General features: G+C 43.7%; 16 protein-coding genes. 9 read left to right on the forward strand and 7 right to left on the reverse strand.

What is annotated here, in order from left to right; all coding sequences use genetic code 11:
- Positions 1-231: 231 nt before the first annotated feature.
- On the reverse strand, positions 232-858 hold the full coding sequence (locus DXA15_RS21875; protein ID WP_128135429.1) for a porin family protein: 627 nt from the start codon (positions 856-858) through the stop codon (positions 232-234).
- Between the two features lie 151 nt (positions 859-1,009).
- Here DXA15_RS21875 and DXA15_RS21880 point away from each other — a divergent pair, with 151 nt between their 5' ends.
- Complete coding sequence (locus DXA15_RS21880) at positions 1,010-1,426, forward strand: hypothetical protein (protein ID WP_128135430.1); 417 nt, start codon at positions 1,010-1,012, stop codon at positions 1,424-1,426.
- Here the strand turns inward: DXA15_RS21880 and DXA15_RS21885 are convergent.
- The 3 genes from DXA15_RS21885 to DXA15_RS21895 all read right to left on the reverse strand — a co-directional run bounded on the left by DXA15_RS21885 (position 1,383) and on the right by DXA15_RS21895 (position 3,138).
- On the reverse strand, positions 1,383-1,589 hold the full coding sequence (locus DXA15_RS21885) for a DUF86 domain-containing protein (RefSeq protein ID WP_128135431.1): 207 nt from the start codon (positions 1,587-1,589) through the stop codon (positions 1,383-1,385). The two genes, DXA15_RS21880 and DXA15_RS21885, sit on opposite strands and share 44 nt — an antisense overlap.
- Before the next feature lie 39 nt (positions 1,590-1,628).
- Positions 1,629-1,922 carry a nucleotidyltransferase family protein gene (locus DXA15_RS21890; protein WP_128135432.1) on the reverse strand — a complete coding sequence of 98 codons (294 nt, stop codon included), beginning with the start codon at positions 1,920-1,922 and terminating at the stop codon, positions 1,629-1,631.
- Positions 1,923-2,079: 157 nt separating this feature from the next.
- Positions 2,080-3,138: a YhcG family protein gene (locus DXA15_RS21895; RefSeq protein WP_128135433.1), complete on the reverse strand. Its 1,059-nt coding sequence runs from the start codon at positions 3,136-3,138 to the stop codon at positions 2,080-2,082.
- Between the two features lie 194 nt (positions 3,139-3,332).
- Here DXA15_RS21895 and DXA15_RS21900 point away from each other — a divergent pair, with 194 nt between their 5' ends.
- On the forward strand, positions 3,333-5,936 hold the full coding sequence (locus tag DXA15_RS21900) for a sensor histidine kinase (protein WP_128135434.1): 2,604 nt from the start codon (positions 3,333-3,335) through the stop codon (positions 5,934-5,936).
- A 10-nt stretch (positions 5,937-5,946) separates the two neighbouring features.
- Complete coding sequence (locus tag DXA15_RS21905) at positions 5,947-6,702, forward strand: LytTR family DNA-binding domain-containing protein (protein WP_128135435.1); 756 nt, start codon at positions 5,947-5,949, stop codon at positions 6,700-6,702.
- 23 nt (positions 6,703-6,725) lie between these two features.
- Here DXA15_RS21905 and DXA15_RS21910 read toward each other — a convergent pair whose 3' ends face one another.
- Together DXA15_RS21910 and DXA15_RS21915 are read right to left on the reverse strand one after the other, a co-directional pair.
- Positions 6,726-7,148 carry a hypothetical protein gene (locus tag DXA15_RS21910; RefSeq protein ID WP_128135436.1) on the reverse strand — a complete coding sequence of 141 codons (423 nt, stop codon included), beginning with the start codon at positions 7,146-7,148 and terminating at the stop codon, positions 6,726-6,728.
- Positions 7,149-7,160: 12 nt separating this feature from the next.
- Positions 7,161-7,820, reverse strand: coding sequence for a hypothetical protein (locus DXA15_RS21915; protein ID WP_128135437.1), 660 nt, complete (start codon positions 7,818-7,820; stop codon positions 7,161-7,163).
- A 215-nt stretch (positions 7,821-8,035) separates the two neighbouring features.
- On the opposite strand from DXA15_RS21915, the gene mnmG reads away from it, so the two are divergent.
- The 5 genes from mnmG to deoC all read left to right on the forward strand — a co-directional run bounded on the left by mnmG (position 8,036) and on the right by deoC (position 13,542).
- On the forward strand, positions 8,036-9,913 hold the full coding sequence (mnmG, locus tag DXA15_RS21920; RefSeq protein ID WP_128135442.1) for a tRNA uridine-5-carboxymethylaminomethyl(34) synthesis enzyme MnmG: 1,878 nt from the start codon (positions 8,036-8,038) through the stop codon (positions 9,911-9,913).
- A gap of 83 nt (positions 9,914-9,996) precedes the next feature.
- Positions 9,997-11,805: an excinuclease ABC subunit UvrC gene (gene uvrC / locus DXA15_RS21925; protein WP_128135438.1), complete on the forward strand. Its 1,809-nt coding sequence runs from the start codon at positions 9,997-9,999 to the stop codon at positions 11,803-11,805.
- An 8-nt stretch (positions 11,806-11,813) separates the two neighbouring features.
- On the forward strand, positions 11,814-12,266 hold the full coding sequence (dtd, locus tag DXA15_RS21930; RefSeq protein WP_010801225.1) for a D-aminoacyl-tRNA deacylase: 453 nt from the start codon (positions 11,814-11,816) through the stop codon (positions 12,264-12,266).
- 1 nt (position 12,267) lies between these two features.
- A complete protein-coding gene (locus DXA15_RS21935; protein WP_128135439.1) occupies positions 12,268-12,600 on the forward strand; it encodes a nucleotide pyrophosphohydrolase in 333 nt (110 codons plus the stop codon).
- 3 nt (positions 12,601-12,603) lie between these two features.
- On the forward strand, positions 12,604-13,542 hold the full coding sequence (gene deoC, locus DXA15_RS21940; RefSeq protein WP_128135440.1) for a deoxyribose-phosphate aldolase: 939 nt from the start codon (positions 12,604-12,606) through the stop codon (positions 13,540-13,542).
- Positions 13,543-13,717: 175 nt separating this feature from the next.
- Here deoC and DXA15_RS21945 read toward each other — a convergent pair whose 3' ends face one another.
- Complete coding sequence (locus DXA15_RS21945; protein WP_009860509.1) at positions 13,718-14,692, reverse strand: polyprenyl synthetase family protein; 975 nt, start codon at positions 14,690-14,692, stop codon at positions 13,718-13,720.
- A 99-nt stretch (positions 14,693-14,791) separates the two neighbouring features.
- Here DXA15_RS21945 and polA point away from each other — a divergent pair, with 99 nt between their 5' ends.
- Positions 14,792-17,578, forward strand: coding sequence for a DNA polymerase I (gene polA, locus DXA15_RS21950; RefSeq protein WP_128135441.1), 2,787 nt, complete (start codon positions 14,792-14,794; stop codon positions 17,576-17,578).
- Positions 17,579-17,862: the final 284 nt, after the last annotated feature.

A 17,862-nucleotide genomic window follows, 5' to 3' on the forward strand; every position in this document is an offset into this window, starting at 1 on the left:
TTCGTTACTTCGTACTGTTTTCATAAGCTATATCGTTATTAGTTAATAATGAATTTGATACAATACAAAGTTAACTAAAATGGTATAGCTTTTGTAGTGCTATCTCGTGCTATCCGTCTTTTCCGATTTTAAACATAGGAACTATTTTTAATGCCGGCAAAATTGTTTTAAGTCGCAACAAAGATAAAGTTTTATATTATATCACCGACAAATATCATTGGCTAAAGCCTTTTAGAAATACCATCCCAAATTAAACTGGATAACGCCATTATGTTCTTTTCCTTTAAACAGGCTGAAACCACCGGGAGAAAGTTCCGATTCACGATAAAGATAAGTACATCCTAAATTGTAATTGGCAGAAAGAACCAATCCCATATCAAAAGCATAACCGGCACCTATGGAAAAAGACAAATCACAATTCCGAACGTCGTCTTTTATATCCCCCGAAAAAGTTTTTGTCTCAGAAGGTTTATGATTCAATTCGTATTGAAAATTCGTAGCTTTAGCTTTTACATTAATTCCCAGTTGTGGCCCGGCAAACATATGAAATCCTTTATACAAATAAAACTTTACATGAAGAGGTATATTTAAATAATCAACATTCAACTTTGATGTTTCTCCTTTATATTTATACCGATGCCCTTGCATCGAATAATAAACTCCCGGTTCCAGTGCAAACAATTTGGAAAAACGGATTTCTCCGGCAACTCCGACATTTACACCAGGCCGCATATCAGCAAAACTTTCCGGGTAGGTATTAGCCAGATTAAACCCGATTCGGGGAATAAAATGAAACTCTTGTGCAGATATCTGAATAGAGATAAAGGCAACAAACAAAAGGAGTACTAACTTTTTCATAACATATCTAATAACATTGTTAAATATATAGATGCCGGATATTACTAATATGTTGCATGAGAACTTAATTTTTAATGTATGAAGTCATTGAAGCAATAAAACTGGTAAATACTTCGTTTATTAAATAGTAGTCACTCAAAAACATATTATCATGAACACAACCTCTTTAAAACCCGGAATCCAAAAAACTATCAATAACATATCTGAAATTTGGTTCCTGTTGATTTTGGCTGTACCGACTATTTTCGATGCAATCTTCGAAATAGGAAGCAAAGGGAAATGGACAATTTCTTTCACTCTTCTTTCAATAACTGTCATTTTAATAAGCATACTTATCAAACAATTAATTCAAAAAACCGCATGGATAAGCCTTGTACTGGGAGTTGTTTTGTGTTTCTTTTCCTCATTTTTTATAGCAGCAGCCCTCTCCGAGTATAATGAATTTCCACTAGGAACCGAACCTAATGCCCTTTCGTTGCTTGCCTTCGGAACAATCGTCGGTGGAATATCATTCGCCTTGGCTATCAAAATGAGTTTCCAAGGAGCATACAAACTGTATACCGATTGAAAGCAAAAATAATTTCTTCATCGACATTGGCATATTCATGCGATATGAAATTTCTAAGAGCTATTACTTTTCGCCAAGGTATTTCAGAAGACTTCAGTAATAGCTCTCCATTGGTACATTCATCTATCTTCTTAATATTCTCTCCAATGATTTGAAGACGCATTACACGACCAGATCACAACGATCTAAAACTCTACCTTTATCAAACATAAATGCCATCTTTCAGAATGTTATTCTTTAGTGCAGGGCGCAGTGAATCTCTTAACCTAATCAAATCAACCTTACATTTACACAATGATTCCAACAATTCTTTAAGATCAAAAATAATGAATGGCTCCACTTTCTCCAGTGAAACAAACACATCCAGATCGCTTTCCTCTGTTTGTTCTCCTCTGGCAACAGAACCATAAATACCCAGTTCTTTAATACCAAACTGAGGACCAAACTCTTTTTTGAATTTAGACAGTATTTCTTTATATTCTGTTACAGACTTCATAAGCATTTCGTTTTTACAAAGTTAGGAATAAATTTAATATCTATGATATAGGATTAAGCAGAATGTGTCACAGGACAATACTGATCCTCATTCAAACCTACAACAAAGAATTATACCGTACCATCGGAATGCCGGATTAACTTTCCCGGCATTCTTTTTAATCTTTCATATTTCTTTCAATTTCTTCAATCGTAGGCAAACTGCTTTTAAATTCTTCGGGCAAAATATTTCGTAAATCGTAAGCCGATACCCCCAATGGTTTGTGTATGTCGGCTAACGTATATTCGGCAACGACATCTTCTTTATCCTTACAAATCAATAGGCCAATAGTAGGATTATCATCCTTTCCACGCATCTGACGATCTACGGCCGTTACATAAAAATTCAATTTACCGGCAAACTCCGGCTCGAACTTAACCGTTTTAAGCTCTACCACTATAAAGCACTTCATTCTGAAATGATAAAATAGCATATCTATGTAATAAGTAGATTTGCCAACTTGAATTGGAACCTGATGCCCAGCAAAAGCAAAGCCTGTTCCCAGTTCCAGCAAAAAACGAGTGAGATTATCAGTTAATGCTTTTTCCAACTCTTTTTCTTTATAACCATCCGTCAGCATCAAGAAGTCAAAGTTGTAGGGATCTTTCAGTGCCTCCTGGGCCAACTCACTTTGTAACGGAGGAAGAGTTGAAGAAAAGTTTGAAATAGATTTACCTTGAGCATGAAATAAATCAATTTCTATAAAATGGATTAGTATAGCACGACTCCAACCTTCTTGCTTTGTTTTTCTTAAATAGAATAAAGCCTCATCTACAGATTTACATTTTGTGATTATCTCTGTATGATGTCTCCATGGTATTTCTGCCACAACTTGTGGCAGTTTCTGTTGTCGAAATTCTGCACCAACTTGGTGCAGTTTTATTTCATCACCAGAATAAAATAAAAACCACTTTTTCATGTACCACAGATTACGAGCAGAAAAACCTTTCATCTCAGGAAAAGCGATACGTAAATCAGCGCTTAGTTGTTCAATAACACTATCACCCCAATTGGAAATGGATTGTTTACGAACAATATCAGAGCCAATGCTCCAATACAACTCGAGAAGTTCTGTGTTGACTCTTAAAGCCGCTTTGATCTGGCTTTGTCTGATACGCTGTTTGAGTTCTACCAGCCATTGCTGATACTCTTTGTCTGTCTTAATTAAATTATTCATAGTCTCGGATTTGTTAAAATAAACGTCAATGCTGCAAACATACAACAAAACCTCTAATGAAACAAAGGATAAGCAAAATATCCTTGGGGACAGATTCTCATCCAAACCCGCCATTCACTCATTTTTCAACCGGGTGAAAGTCTTTCGCCTATACTTTTGAACTGTAATCAGATTTTTCATTTAAATTTACAGTTATGAAAGCAAGACTCTTATTTTTATTCCTGTGCCTAATATGGAACGGCTGGGCGGACACATTCGTCCCTTACAATCCCGACTCACTGAAAAAGGGAGATTGGATAACCCTCGAAGCGGTCCATTACTATCCCTATATCGCTCCGGGGATTAAAGAAGAAATCCCTTGGAGGGCGGAGAATATACGCCGGATCACCATACTAGCTACAGTGGCAGAAAAAACAGACAAATCCATTTCTATCGACTATACGCTGGATAACCTGTACGATTGCCATAATAATAAGGAAAAACATGGTTTTCATTATTTCGATAGCCGCTATCGACAGGATTTCGCAATTAAAGATAATATATCAGACAAACGGATTCTACGTGTCACATACGACCGGAAAAGTCGAGAAGCAATTACATTTGATAAGTCAGACTCAATCTACTCTTATCCGAAAACGTTTGTTCCTTTTGGAGTAAGACAGGAGGGGGTATCTGCCTATCCGGGAACTTTTTTCCAAAATTCGTTAAATCTGAATCGACAACTCCTCCCGATAACCCAAAATATCCTGACTGGATGGAAAGCGGACGGGACCATCTCGATAGCACCAGATACACGAATTGTCGACGCCTCATTTCCTCTTCCTCCGAATACGGAATTTACCTGTAGCAATTATGGTCTCGATGTATCTAAGGATTCGACTATTCACAAGAAAATATTCATCGCTTACCCGACAGAATATAAAGTCGGAGAACGAATAACGCTGCTGCTTACTCCTGGAGATTCCATTGTTGAAGACAAAGAAGCATATATAAATACACATATCTATCATTACGAGGGACGAGGTAGTGAACAGAATAACCTACAATACAACACTCAACGATTTTCTTACTACAATTCTGAATACGGCAACATTTCTCCCGACGAGTTAAAAAAATCCTTCCAGCACCGTGATTCTCTTTTTCAAACTACTTTAGAAAAAGATTTTAAGAAAATGGATCCCTATTGGAGAAGAGTATTCGAATTATCAGAACAGTATTTTAAAGGGGGATTTATCCTGCGGTGCTACATGTTTAAGACCGACAAAGAGGCCTGGTATGATAGCAGTTTACTCGATTGGCAAGCTCCCCCTTTCGCATCAGTCAATCCGCTTATTGATAATGCCTACCGCTTGAAGAATCCTTATTCAGCACATTACGGTTTTTTTCTGTATATGTATGCTACCTATAAAAAGCAGGAACTCAAATCGGACAATATATGTCTGAACAAACAAAAAATAACTCCACAGGAAGACTATCTGCTAAATAAACAAATCTTCTCTGGCTATCCTAAATACTTTTTAAACGGAGCGAACCTGACAAGTTTGATGTATAGCAAGACACTACATGGAATAGAAGATGATTATAACGATTTTATCGCTTCCTGTCCAGATACCAGCCTGACAAACGAAGTAAAAAGAGTATACAATAAACTATTACCTTTCGAATATGGTAAGAATATCAAGGAAACTGGCCTGATCATAACCGACAGCCTACATTTGGTGAAAGGAAGCGATCGGAAATATATCCTGTTATATGTATCCACCCCCGATGGTCTTGGCGGAATGAGCCTGCAAACGGCACTCGACTTGGAAAAACAACTCAAAACAGAAGGGTTGGCCTCTATCGTCCAATTCGAACTTTACGCACATTTTAAAGCTCACAACGCGAAAGTGGTAAAACCGTTTAAAGCCATACCCGAAAAGGTCGAAAAGGATTTAATTTATAATAAGGGATTCTCTTTACTGACGGTCCTGATGCGCGAAGACGGGACGATTATCCATCGGGATTTCGGATATTTAAACACCGAGCCAATCCTTGAATTAATAAAAAAAGACCTGAATAGAGAAGACAAATCTTTCAACGATTTTATGAAAGGATTCAAGGAGGGCATTCTAGGTGCGCTCCTAATCGCAGCAATCATTGGCATCATTTACTATTTCCGAAACAAAAACAAACAGAAGCAGGAGCGTAACCGCCGTCATATCCGCGAACTCGAACTCCGTGCCATCCGCTCCCAGATGAACCCGCATTTCATCTTTAATGCGCTAAGTTCGATACAGAATCTGATCAATCGCTCGGCCAACCAGGAGGCGAACAAATACCTGATCGATTTCTCACGTTTACTGCGCAAAGTTCTGGCTACATCCGAAAAGAAACTGGTTCCTCTCTCGGATGAGATCGAGCAACTGGAACTATATCTGAAACTCGAACAACTTCGTTATCCTTTCTCTTACTCGTTGACAGTCGATCAGAATATCGAGCCGGATGCAATCGAAATACCGGGAATGCTGATACAACCTTTCGTTGAAAACGCCGTTAAACACGGAATCGCTCCGCGCGGTACGGGAGAAATCATAATTCGATTATCTTTGCAGGATCAGTTGTTGATAATCGATATCACTGACGATGGTCCCGGATTGAAAACAGAGGCAAATGGTGGCTTCGGTATCCGTGCCGTCACCAATGAGTTCGAAATATTAAAGACTTTGTACAATACGGAAATCGGTATTACGATCGAAAACAGACAGGAGAAAGAGTCTGTTTCCGGTTGCCATGTTCAATTATCCATTCCTCTATAAAAACAAAAATATGGAGACAAAAATAACCGCAGCAATTGTTGATGACGAGCAGGGGAACCGGGAAAACCTGCTCCGCATGCTCGGTACCTATTGTCCGCAAATCAAAATTTCGGCTATTTGCAGTTCAGTCACGGAAGCCCGCACCGTCCTGCCCGAAGCTAAACCGGATATCCTTTTTCTGGATATCCGGCTGGGCGACGATACCGGTTTTTCCCTTCTGGAAAGTCTGCCGGATATTCCTTTTGAAGTGATCTTTGTAACGGCTTACGACAGCTATGCAATCCAGGCTATCCGCTTCAGCGCACTCGACTATTTACTGAAGCCTATCGATCCGGAAGAACTGACACATGCTGTAGATAAAGCCGTCCAGGTCGTCTTACGAAAACAGGAAAACAAGCGGATGCAAAACCTTCTGCAAAACAAGCGGGCACTGGATAAACAAAAGAAAATAGCCCTGTCAGTCGCCGATAAAATTGAATTTGTTGAAATCGGCTCTATCGTCCGTTGCGAATCGGAAAGCAACTATACCACTTTTTATCTTAAATCGGGAGAGAAGCTGATCGTATCAAAAACATTAAAGGAATTTGACGACTTGCTGACACCTTACAATTTCCTCCGTATTCATCAATCACATCTGATCAATCTGGAGGAAATAAAAAGTTTCATTAAAAGCGATGGGGGATATATCCGCATGAAGGATGGTTCTTCCATCAGCATTTCCCGCCAACGACGGAATTATGTGATGGAAGTTTTAAAGCAATTGTAAGTCGTAGCGGCCTGGATTCCCGTTCACTCTTTATATTTCAGGTCGAAGCGTCCTTCTGTAATACGGTCTCCCTCAAAAGTTCCGCTGAATATTCCGTCAGACATCCGGGTAATGTGGACTTTCCCATCTCCGATTTTTTGGTTATCAAAAGAGACATTCGTGTAAGGAAGCGTTTCGCCCTGTTTGGGATTGGGTATTGAAAAGCGAAGGTAAGAATCGAAACCTATTTGTGCCGAAATCGTCATGCCGGTACTATCTTTCAGCTGGGTAAATTCGGCAACCGGTAAACCCCAGCGGCCGCTTACAGATACCCAACCGTCAACCAGGCAACCAAATGTATTCGCACCAGTCGCAGTAGCCTCAGGCATAAGAGTAGGATCAACCGATTTATTCTCTTCACAAGCTATACAGAAAAAAAGCAAACAGATAAATAATATATGTTTCATAATGGTGTCTAATTAAAAATGAAAATTCATACCGAACAACAACGATAATTGAGAAAAGCAGCCGCCACCGCCATTCAATTCAGGTGACTCGACCTGCCATTTCTGACCATGGTATTTGACGGAATAACTGTCCGAAGAGGTAACAATCCAATTCACCTTTGCAGAGATTCCTATATGTTGGGAAAAGAGATATTCACCGCCTGCGGATAAATTATAAGCAAGCTTGTTCATCGACACATCCCGCGGTTTATCGTACACCAAACTTTTATCTTTGTAAAGCTGACATCCCAAACCCGTCGACAAAGATAAATTAAACTTCTGCTTGACGTAGAACAGGGCGATTTGTGGCGCAATGTAGTTCATCAGAATTTTATCGGAGCCTTCATCATGACTATTTTTATACTGTCCACCCTGATAAATGAGACCGGGAGACAGTTTAAATGAATCGAAGATATATTTATCCCCCAGATAATAGTAGTTAACACCCCAGGAAACCCCGTTCCGCAAATCACTGCGATAAGCATCGGAGTTGTTAGTAATCCCGATCATCTTTCCCAAATACCAGGAGGGGCCTGCATGGACAGAAAACAACGATTTTCCGATCGAAATCTCCTGGGCAAACAACGAAAGGGTTGGCATCAACAGCCCCAATAAAAACAAATACTTTTTCATAACATTCTTTTTAGACTTATATTAATATATGATGAACTATAGAATTTAAAAGCTGCATAGGAACATATAAAAAATATATTTAGGATAAAGCCACCAACAGATCTGCATCCGTAGAACCTTTAACGAAACAAAGCATAAGCAAAATATCCTTTGGGATGGTGGCTAAAAGGCGGAGTATGACTATCTTTGCAAAAGAAACAAAGAGAATTACGACAATGACTTTCAATTACGATGTGATCGTGGTAGGTGCTGGCCATGCAGGCTGTGAAGCCGCAGCAGCTGCCGCCAACCTGGGTTCAAAAACGCTTCTTATCACCATGGACATGAACAAGATTGCACAGATGAGTTGCAATCCGGCCGTAGGCGGTATCGCCAAGGGACAGATCGTCCGTGAAATAGATGCGCTGGGAGGGTATATGGGGATTGTAACAGACCGCACTGCGATTCAGTTTCGCATGTTGAACCGGAGTAAAGGTCCGGCTATGTGGAGCCCGCGTGCCCAGAGTGACCGTGCCCGTTTTATTGATTGCTGGCGGGGAATACTGGAGAACCTTCCGAACTTATATATCTGGCAGGATACTGTCCGCGAAATAATGCTGGACGGAGATACAGTCTGTGGTGTAAAAACTAATATGAATGTAGAATTCCGGGCAAAGAGCGTAGTCTTAACAAACGGAACGTTCCTGAACGGCCTAATGCATATCGGACGTACACAATTACGTGGTGGACGCATCTCGGAACCGGCAGCAACGGGACTCACGGAACAACTGGTTTCTCTGGGAATTAAATCGGAACGGATGAAGACCGGAACACCTGTACGTATCGACGGTCGCAGCATACACTTCGATGAAATGGGCGAACAACCGGGAGAGAACGACTTTCATAAATTCTCTTATCTCGATTTTCAGCCGCGCCCGTTAAAACAACTTAGCTGCTGGACGACTTTCACAAACGAAGCATGTCATGATATTTTGCGTGAAGGCCTCCCCGACTCTCCCCTGTACAACGGACAAATTCAGAGTATCGGCCCGCGCTATTGTCCCAGCATCGAAACAAAGATCGTAACATTTGCAGATAAAACCCAGCATCAACTGTTCCTGGAACCGGAAGGCGAAACAACACAGGAGTATTATCTGAACGGCTTCTCCTCCTCTCTCCCATTAGACATCCAGTTGCGTGCGCTGCAAGCAATCCCTGCATTCAGAGATATTCAGATTTACCGCCCGGGATATGCAATCGAATACGATTTCTTTGATCCGACGCAATTACATCATAACCTGGAAACAAAACAAATCCGTAACCTGTTCTTTGCCGGACAAATTAACGGTACAACCGGTTACGAAGAGGCAGGCGGACAAGGATTGATAGCCGGCATCAACGCACATATCAATTGCCACGGAGGCGAACCGTTTATCTTAGGACGCGATGAAGCCTATATCGGCGTACTTATTGACGACCTCGTAACGAAAGGCGTAGACGAACCTTACCGTATGTTTACCTCCCGTGCCGAATATCGCATCCTGCTCCGTCAGGATGATGCCGATATGCGCCTGACAGAAAAAGCCTACAAAATAGGTTTGGCTAAACAAAACCGCTACGACCTGCTGACAGAGAAAAAAGAACACAGGGATGCTATTATCAACTTTGCAGAAAACTATTCCGTAAAGTCACAATACATAAATGAAGGATTGGAAAAGCTGGGCACTACCCCACTCGCTCACGGCTGTAAACTGATCGACCTGATCCTTCGTCCGCAACTCACTTTGGAGAGCGTTGCCACCCTCGTCCCCGCACTCCGCACAGAGTTAGACAAGGTTCCTGCTTCACGTAAAGAAGAGATTATCGAAGCAGCAGAAATCCTGATCAAGTATAGCGGTTATATCCGGCGCGAACAGATCATCGCAGAGAAAATAAACCGCTTGGAGAATATTCACATCAAAGGTAAATTCGACTACAATTCGATCCAGTCTTTATCGACCGAAGCAAGGCAAAAGCTCACGAAGATCGACCCGGATACGATTGCGCAGGCAAGCCGTATTCCAGGCATCTCCCCCAGCGATATAAATATCCTGCTGGTGCTCCTCGGAAGATAAAACGCGAATTGTTCCACGTGAAACATTTACTTTAGGTAAAAGAAGCTAAAACACTGGGTATAGGACAGAAACAGTTAAACAAGATGAGTTCAGAGACGGAGAAACATATAAAAATGATACTTTCTATCTTGCCGGATAAGCCTGGTTGCTACCAGTACTTCGACGACAAGGGAACGATCATTTATGTAGGTAAGGCAAAGAACCTGAAGCGCCGTGTATCCTCCTATTTTAATAAGGAACACGACAGCAATAAGACACGTGTACTGGTAAAGCAAATCCGCGACATCAAATACATTGTTGTCAATACAGAAGAGGATGCCTTGCTGCTCGAGAACAATCTGATCAAACAGTATCGTCCCCGGTATAACGTCCTGCTGAAGGATGACAAAACGTATCCTTCCATTACCGTAAAGAACGAATATTTTCCCCGCATATTTCAGACCCGGAATATAGTAAAGGATGGCTCACAATATTACGGCCCCTACCCGTCCGTATACACTGCCAAAGTCATGCTTCAGATGCTGAAGGAACTTTACCCGTTACGTACCTGCAAATATCCATTGACACCGGAATCTATTGCAGCAGGGAAATACGAGGTCTGCCTGGAATACCATATCAAACGTTGCAAAGGGCCTTGCGTAGGTTTGCAATCTATGGAAGAATACCAGCAAAACATTTCCGAAATAAAGGAAATCCTTCGCGGAAATATCTCCCAGATCAGTAAACACCTCTATGAAGAGATGCAGGTTTTGGCCGGAGAACTGAAGTTTGAAGAAGCTCAAAAAATAAAAGAGAAATACGAAGTAATAGAAAACTACCGGGCAAAATCGACAGTAGTTACGCCTATGCTTCATAATATAGATGTATTCTCTTTTGCAGAGAATGAGAAGTCGGCTTATATCAATTTCATGCATATCGGAAACGGGGCGATCGTACAGGCTTATACTTTTGAATACAAAAAACGGCTGGACGAAACCAAAGAAGAACTGCTCAGCCTGGGTATCGTAGAAATGCGCGATCGTTTTAAAAGTACGGCACGCGAAATCATCGTTCCTTTTGATATGGAAATGGAATTAGGAAATGTGACCTTTACGGTTCCACAGCGTGGCGATAAAAAGAAGTTGCTGGAACTATCTGAAATGAATGTAAAGCAATTTAAGGTAGACCGACTGAAACAAGCGGAAAAACTCAACCCGGAACAACGAAGCACACGTATTCTGAAAGAAGTGCAGGACACTTTGCACCTACCCAAATTACCGATACATATCGAATGTTTTGACAACTCGAACATACAGGGAAGCGATGCCGTGGCTGCCTGCGTTGTCTTCAAAATGGCGAAACCATCAAAGAAAGACTACCGCAAATACATTATCAAGACGGTGGTCGGCCCCGATGATTACGCATCCATGAAAGAGGTAGTGCGCCGCCGCTACCAGCGAGCCGTAAACGAAGGTTCCCCCCTGCCCGACCTGATCCTTACCGACGGTGGAAAGGGGCAAATGGAAGTTGTCCGGGAAGTCATACAAGACGAGCTTCATCTCGACATACCGATAGCCGGACTGGCGAAAGATGGAAAGCACCGGACCTCTGAACTTCTTTTCGGTTTCCCTCCCGTTACGGTCGGTATGCCGATACAAAGCCAGATGTTCCGTTTCTTTACACAGATACAGGACGAAGTGCACCGCTTTGCCATCACTTTCCACAAGGACAAGCGCAGCAAAAGCCAGACCCGCTCCGAACTGGACAGCATCAATGGAATCGGAGAAAAGACTAAAGTATTACTTTTGCGTCATTATAAGAGCGTAAAGAGAATACGGGAAGCCAGCTTCGATGAATTGAAGGAATTGATCGGGGAAGCTAAAACAAAAGCATTAATAAATGGTTTAAAGTAAACATACAAATGAGAACAGTTATACAGCGTGTACAGCATTGCTCCGTTACAATCGACGGACAACTCAAATCCAATATAGGAAACGGGATGCTGGTATTGGTCGGTATCGAGGACCGCGACACACAGGAGGACATTGAATGGTTGTGCAAGAAGATTGCCAACCTGCGCATTTTCGACGATGAAAACGGGGTTATGAACCGCTCTGTAATCGATACGGGCGGCGAGGTAATGGTGGTTAGCCAATTCACTTTACATGCCTCTACAAAGAAGGGAAACCGCCCCTCCTACATCCATGCCTCCAAACCGGACTTTGCCATCCCGATGTATGAATCATTCTGTGCCGAAATGGGACTGCAAATCGGCAAGAATGTCGCCACCGGAGAGTTTGGCGCAGATATGAAAATAGAGTTACTGAATGACGGGCCGGTCACAATCCTGATCGACTCGCAAAATAAAGAATAAGATGGCTGATATTACCTTGCAACAAGCCCAGGAGAAAGTGGACCAGTGGATCAAAACGTATGGCGTACGCTACTTCAACGAGCTTACCAATATGACGATCCTGACCGAAGAAGTTGGCGAACTGGCGCGGATCATGGCACGCACCTACGGCGAACAATCGTTCAAAGAAAGCGATAAAAACCGCGATCTGGGCGATGAAATGGCCGATGTGCTATGGGTATTGATCTGCCTGGCAAACCAGACCGGCGTGGACCTGACCGCAGCATTCGAAAAGAATATGCAGAAGAAAACCTGTCGGGACAAAGAACGACATATAAACAACAATAAATTATAATTTATGGCACACGAACACAATTGCAGCTGCGGTCACGACCATGATCATGAACATCATCACGATCATGAACACGAACACATGGACAAATACCATGAAGCGTTCGCCAAATTCGACCCGACCGGAACGGAAGAAATAGTAGGAAAGCACGTTGCATCCATTCTGGAGAAACACGAAAAAGAGAACTTCACCCCCGAAGTCCTGAAACAAATCCACGGATGCATCGACCTGACTTCGCTGACCAGCATCGACACAAAAGAAAGTATCTGGAAACTGGTAGACCGGGTAAATGATTTCGAAGGTACCCGCCCCGACGTTCCGAATGTCGCTGCCATCTGCACCTATCCCCTATTCGTGGAAACAGTCAAGCAGGCATTGACGGCACAGGAAGTAAAGATCGCTTCGGTAGCTGCCGGGTTCCCCTCCTCACAGACATTCATCGAAGTGAAGATTGCAGAAACAGCCATGGCAGTCATGACGGGAGCCGACGAAATAGACGTAGTGATGAACCTCGGTTATTTCATGGAAGATAACTATGAAGAACTGACTGAAGAGATACAGGAGATCAAAGAAAGCTGCCGCGAAAGCAAGCTGAAAGTGATTCTCGAAACCGGTGCCCTGGTCACTCCGGAGAATATCCGGAAAGCTGCTATCTTAGCCCTTTATTCAGGCGCAGATTTCATTAAAACATCCACAGGCAAGGGTTACCCCGGCGCAACTCCGGAAGCCGTCTATACGATGTGTAAAGTGATCAAAAAGTACCATTCCATCACAGGAAAGCAGATCGGTATAAAAGTATCGGGAGGTGTACGCACCGCCGAAGATGCTGTCAAATACTATACAATCGTTAAAGAAGTACTGGGCAACGACTGGCTGAACAAGGAACTGTTCCGTATCGGTGCCAGCAGCCTGGTTGAAGATATTGAGCACCGCCTGGGGAAATAAATTCATCTCCGGAAAAGCGATCTTAGAAAAAAGGGACGCGGATTACGCAGACGGGCGCAAAGAAACGCAGATAATTATTGTTCAAAAACAAAAAGTCTGTGTTCATCTGCGCCCGTCTGCGTAATCCGCGTCCCCTTTCTAAGATATCAGATACAACCAACAAACTTGGAAGCTATTACTTCTGCCGTTCCATAATATAATCGGCCAACGCCAGCAAACCTTCGCGGGCATCCGATTCCGGAAGCTGCATAAGCACCTCCACTGCTTTGTCGTGATACTCTTTCATACGCATTTCTGCATATTCAATACCTCCGTTCGCCTTGGCAAACTCGATCAAAGCATCAATATTTCCGGATGAGAAATCCTTTTCATTAATCACTTTCAAGAAAGACTCCACCTCTTCTCTCCTGCCACTTTCAAGTGCATGCAGCAAAGGCAGCGTCACCTTTCCCTCACGTATATCGTTACCGGTCGGTTTGCCGATATTCATTTCTTTGAAGTAGTCGAAAATATCATCCTTGATCTGGAAACAATACCCCAGATACTCTCCGAACTTACGGCATTTAAGCACCAGTTCCTGCGGAGCATCCGCCGAAATAGCACCGATCTCCGTGCAGGAAGAAAGCAGCGTAGCCGTCTTTTTCTTAATCACCTGCATATAGCAAGCCTCGTCGAGGATACTCTCTTCGGCCGTTTCGAGCTGCTTGATCTCACCCTCCGATAGGTCACGTCCGAGGTTGGATACGATATTTATGATTTGCAAATTGCCTGTTTGAATAGAACGAATCAATGCGGTGGAAAGGACATAATCACCTACCAACACCGAAATGCGGTTATCGAAAATAGCATTCAGCGAAGGGACTCCCCTACGCTGTTTCGTCTCGTCGATAACATCATCATGTATCAGGGTAGCCGTATGCAACAATTCAAGGAAAACGGCCGAATTGATCGTATGGTCGGTTACTTTTCCACAAGCTTTTGCTGTGAGAAGTACCAGTAACGGGCGGACATGTTTGCCACTGGCATGCAAGAGCTGGTCGATAGCTGATTGCAACCTATGCGTCTCACTACGAAGTGAATCCGCAAACTCATCGTTAAAGCGTTTAAACTCTTCCGCAACCGGTTGTTCTATTTTCTTTCTATCATTCATAATCTATCCAAAGATTCGCAAAAGTAACAAAAAGTATTGAGTAAGCGAGTTTTTTCGTACATTTACCGTCTATTGTCACCCTAAAACGTGTTAAAAGAGATGAAGCTATTCCTCATAGACGCGTATGCACTGATCTATCGGTCGTACTACGCATTTCTTAAAAATCCGCGTATCAACTCGAAAGGCATGAACACTTCTGCCATTTTCGGTTTTATCAACAGTCTGGAAGACGTTCTGAAACGCGAGAACCCGACGCATATCGCCGTGGCTTTCGACCCGAAAGGCCCGACCTTCCGTCACGAAGCCTACGAGTTATACAAGGCACAGCGGGAAGAAACCCCGGAAGTGATCCGGCAATCCGTTCCTATTATAAAGGATATTATAGAAGCATACAATATCCCTATACTGGAAGTCCCCCGCTTTGAGGCAGACGATGTGATCGGCACCGTATCGAAGCAGGCCGAGAAAGAGGGATTCGAAGTTTATATGATGACACCCGACAAAGACTACGGCCAGCTGGTATCCGAACATATATTTATGTACCGCCCCAAGTTCGGAGGCGACTACGAGGTGATGGGCGTCAAAGAAGTCCTGAATAAATACTCGCTGACTTCGGTCGACCAGGTGATCGACCTCCTGGGTCTGATGGGTGACAGTTCCGATAACATTCCCGGCTGCCCGGGTGTCGGAGAGAAGACGGCGCAGAAACTTCTCGAGGAATATGGCTCGATCGAAAATCTGTTGGAGAATACCGACAAGCTGAAAGGTGCCCTCCAGAAGAGAGTGACGGAGAATGCCGAACAAATCCGTTTCTCCAAATTCCTGGCAACGATCAAGACGGACGTCCCCATCCAGTTCGATGCCGCGAAATGCGTCCGTGAAAAACCGAACGAAACCCGTCTGACCGAGATTTACACGGAATTAGAATTCAGAACATTTATTAACAAAATGACAGGCGAAGAGAAAAAGTCCGCCCTCGCCCCGCAGAAGGTAGTAGCGAAAGGCCCTGTTCAAGGCAATCTCTTTGACTTATTTGCGACCGAGGAGCCGAGTGTTCCAAAATATTCGACTCTCGCGAACTTAAAAACGACCCTTCATGTATATAAAACCGTTGATACTGAAGAAGAAATGGCTAAATTAGGCCGTTTTTTAGCAGATCAGGATTTTTTCGCTTTTGACACGGAAACAGATGGCATTGACCCGCTTACTGCCGGATTGGTCGGAATGTCGTTCGCGGTGAAGGAAAACGAAGCCTGGTACGTCCCGGTTCCGGCCGACAAGGAAGAAGCAGCGAAAGTTGTCGCCCACTTCTCCCCTGCCCTCCAAAATCGCAAATCACAGAAAATCGGACAAAACATCAAATTCGATATTATCGTCCTCCGCAAGTATGGAGTCCGCGTGACCGGTCCGTTATTCGACACGATGATCGCCCACTACCTGCTGAACCCGGAACTTCGTCACGGGATGGACTACCTGGCGGAAACGTATCTCAAATATAAACCCGTCCCCATCTCGCAGCTGATCGGCCCGAAAGGGAAAAACCAGCTTTGCATGCGCGACGTACCTCTCGCCCAGATCGCCGAGTACGCCGCCGAAGATGCCGACGTCACCCTCAAGCTCAAAAACTTCTTTGCCCCCGAATTGAAGAAAGCCGGTATCGAGTCTCTCTTCTTCGACATCGAAATGCCTTTAATATATGTATTGGTAGAAATGGAGGTGACAGGCGTCAAGCTCGACACGGTTGCGTTGAAGCAGTCATCGGAAGAACTGACCGCCGCACTCAACAATCTGGAAAAAGAGATTTACGAACTGGCAGGAGTCAAATTCAATATCAATTCCAGCAAACAGGTGGGCGAAGTCCTTTTCGAACATCTCAAGATCGAAGAGAAAGCCAAAAAGACAAAAACAGGCAGTTACAGTACGAGCGAAGATATTCTGGAAAAAATGCGTTCCAAACACCCGGTGGTAGGCAAGCTGCTGGAATATCGCGGACTGAAAAAACTGTTGAGTACCTATATAGATGCCCTTCCCGAACTGATTAATCCGGAAACAGGCAAGATCCATACCTCGTTCAACCAGACCGTCACGGCTACCGGCCGCCTGAGTTCGACGAATCCGAATCTCCAGAATATCCCTATCCGCGACGAACTGGGACGTGAGATCCGTAAAGCATTCATTCCCGACAACGAAGATTGCACCTTCTTCTCGGCGGACTACTCGCAGATCGAACTCCGCATCATGGCCCATCTGAGCCAGGACGAGCACATGATCGAAGCCTTCCGCAGCGGCGCCGATATCCACTCCGCAACCGCTGCCAAGATATATGGCATCCCGGTAGAGGAAGTGACCGGCGACATGCGCCGCAAGGCAAAAACGGCCAATTTCGGGATCATCTACGGCATCTCCATATTCGGACTTGCCGAACGGCTGAACATTCCCCGGGCAGAATCCAAAGAGCTTATAGAAGGTTATTTCAAAAGCTATCCGGGTATCCGCGATTACATGGACGAGAGTATCCGCATCGCAAAAGAAAAAGGCTATGTCGAAACGATATTCAAACGCAAACGTTACCTGCCGGACATCAATTCGCACAACGCCATCGTACGCGGTTATGCCGAACGAAATGCGATCAACGCCCCTATCCAGGGTAGCGCCGCCGACATCATCAAGGTAGCGATGGTACGCATCTACAACCGTTTCGAAGAAGAAGGCCTGAAAAGCAAAATGATCCTCCAGGTGCACGACGAACTCAACTTCAATGTCTGCCAAGACGAGCAGGAAAAAGTACGCCAGATCGTCCTCGAAGAAATGGAAAACGCCATCCAGCTCCAAGTCCCCCTGATCGCCGACTGCGGTGAAGGGAAGAACTGGCTGGAGGCACATTAAACAGAGGTCTTATAACATATAGCAATTATAGAAAAAATTGAGCCAATGTGGCAATATGCCAATGTACCAATTTAGAAATAATTGAACTATCTGCTAATTATAGGATGAACCAATTAGTGACGGTGCCTTCAGGCTGTAGGCCTGTAACAAACTAGCCCAAGGTTCCAACCCTGGGTTCCCTTGAATCCTTCTTTTTCTGAGGCACCCTGTAAGGGTGCGACAAGAAGGAAATGGTTGATATTTATCTTGTCCCGCCCCTACAGGGCGGAAAGACAAGAACGGGT

Origin of the sequence: Parabacteroides sp. AM58-2XD (genome assembly GCF_003463685.1) — a bacterium.
Taxonomy (GTDB): domain Bacteria; phylum Bacteroidota; class Bacteroidia; order Bacteroidales; family Tannerellaceae; genus Parabacteroides; species Parabacteroides segnis.

Excerpts from the sequence above, each read along its gene's own strand:
- DXA15_RS21875 (WP_128135429.1), bottom strand. The coding sequence starts at position 858 with ATGAAAAAGTTAGTACTCCTTTTGTTTGTTGCCTTTATCTCTATTCAG.
- DXA15_RS21880 (WP_128135430.1), top strand. The coding sequence starts at position 1,010 with ATGAACACAACCTCTTTAAAACCCGGAATCCAAAAAACTATCAATAAC.
- DXA15_RS21885 (WP_128135431.1), bottom strand. The coding sequence starts at position 1,589 with ATGCGTCTTCAAATCATTGGAGAGAATATTAAGAAGATAGATGAATGT.
- DXA15_RS21890 (WP_128135432.1), bottom strand. The coding sequence starts at position 1,922 with ATGAAGTCTGTAACAGAATATAAAGAAATACTGTCTAAATTCAAAAAA.
- DXA15_RS21895 (WP_128135433.1), bottom strand. The coding sequence starts at position 3,138 with ATGAATAATTTAATTAAGACAGACAAAGAGTATCAGCAATGGCTGGTA.
- DXA15_RS21900 (WP_128135434.1), top strand. The coding sequence starts at position 3,333 with ATGAAAGCAAGACTCTTATTTTTATTCCTGTGCCTAATATGGAACGGC.
- DXA15_RS21905 (WP_128135435.1), top strand. The coding sequence starts at position 5,947 with ATGGAGACAAAAATAACCGCAGCAATTGTTGATGACGAGCAGGGGAAC.
- DXA15_RS21910 (WP_128135436.1), bottom strand. The coding sequence starts at position 7,148 with ATGAAACATATATTATTTATCTGTTTGCTTTTTTTCTGTATAGCTTGT.
- DXA15_RS21915 (WP_128135437.1), bottom strand. The coding sequence starts at position 7,820 with ATGAAAAAGTATTTGTTTTTATTGGGGCTGTTGATGCCAACCCTTTCG.
- mnmG (WP_128135442.1), top strand. The coding sequence starts at position 8,036 with ATGACTTTCAATTACGATGTGATCGTGGTAGGTGCTGGCCATGCAGGC.
- uvrC (WP_128135438.1), top strand. The coding sequence starts at position 9,997 with ATGAGTTCAGAGACGGAGAAACATATAAAAATGATACTTTCTATCTTG.
- dtd (WP_010801225.1), top strand. The coding sequence starts at position 11,814 with ATGAGAACAGTTATACAGCGTGTACAGCATTGCTCCGTTACAATCGAC.
- DXA15_RS21935 (WP_128135439.1), top strand. The coding sequence starts at position 12,268 with ATGGCTGATATTACCTTGCAACAAGCCCAGGAGAAAGTGGACCAGTGG.
- deoC (WP_128135440.1), top strand. The coding sequence starts at position 12,604 with ATGGCACACGAACACAATTGCAGCTGCGGTCACGACCATGATCATGAA.
- DXA15_RS21945 (WP_009860509.1), bottom strand. The coding sequence starts at position 14,692 with ATGAATGATAGAAAGAAAATAGAACAACCGGTTGCGGAAGAGTTTAAA.
- polA (WP_128135441.1), top strand. The coding sequence starts at position 14,792 with ATGAAGCTATTCCTCATAGACGCGTATGCACTGATCTATCGGTCGTAC.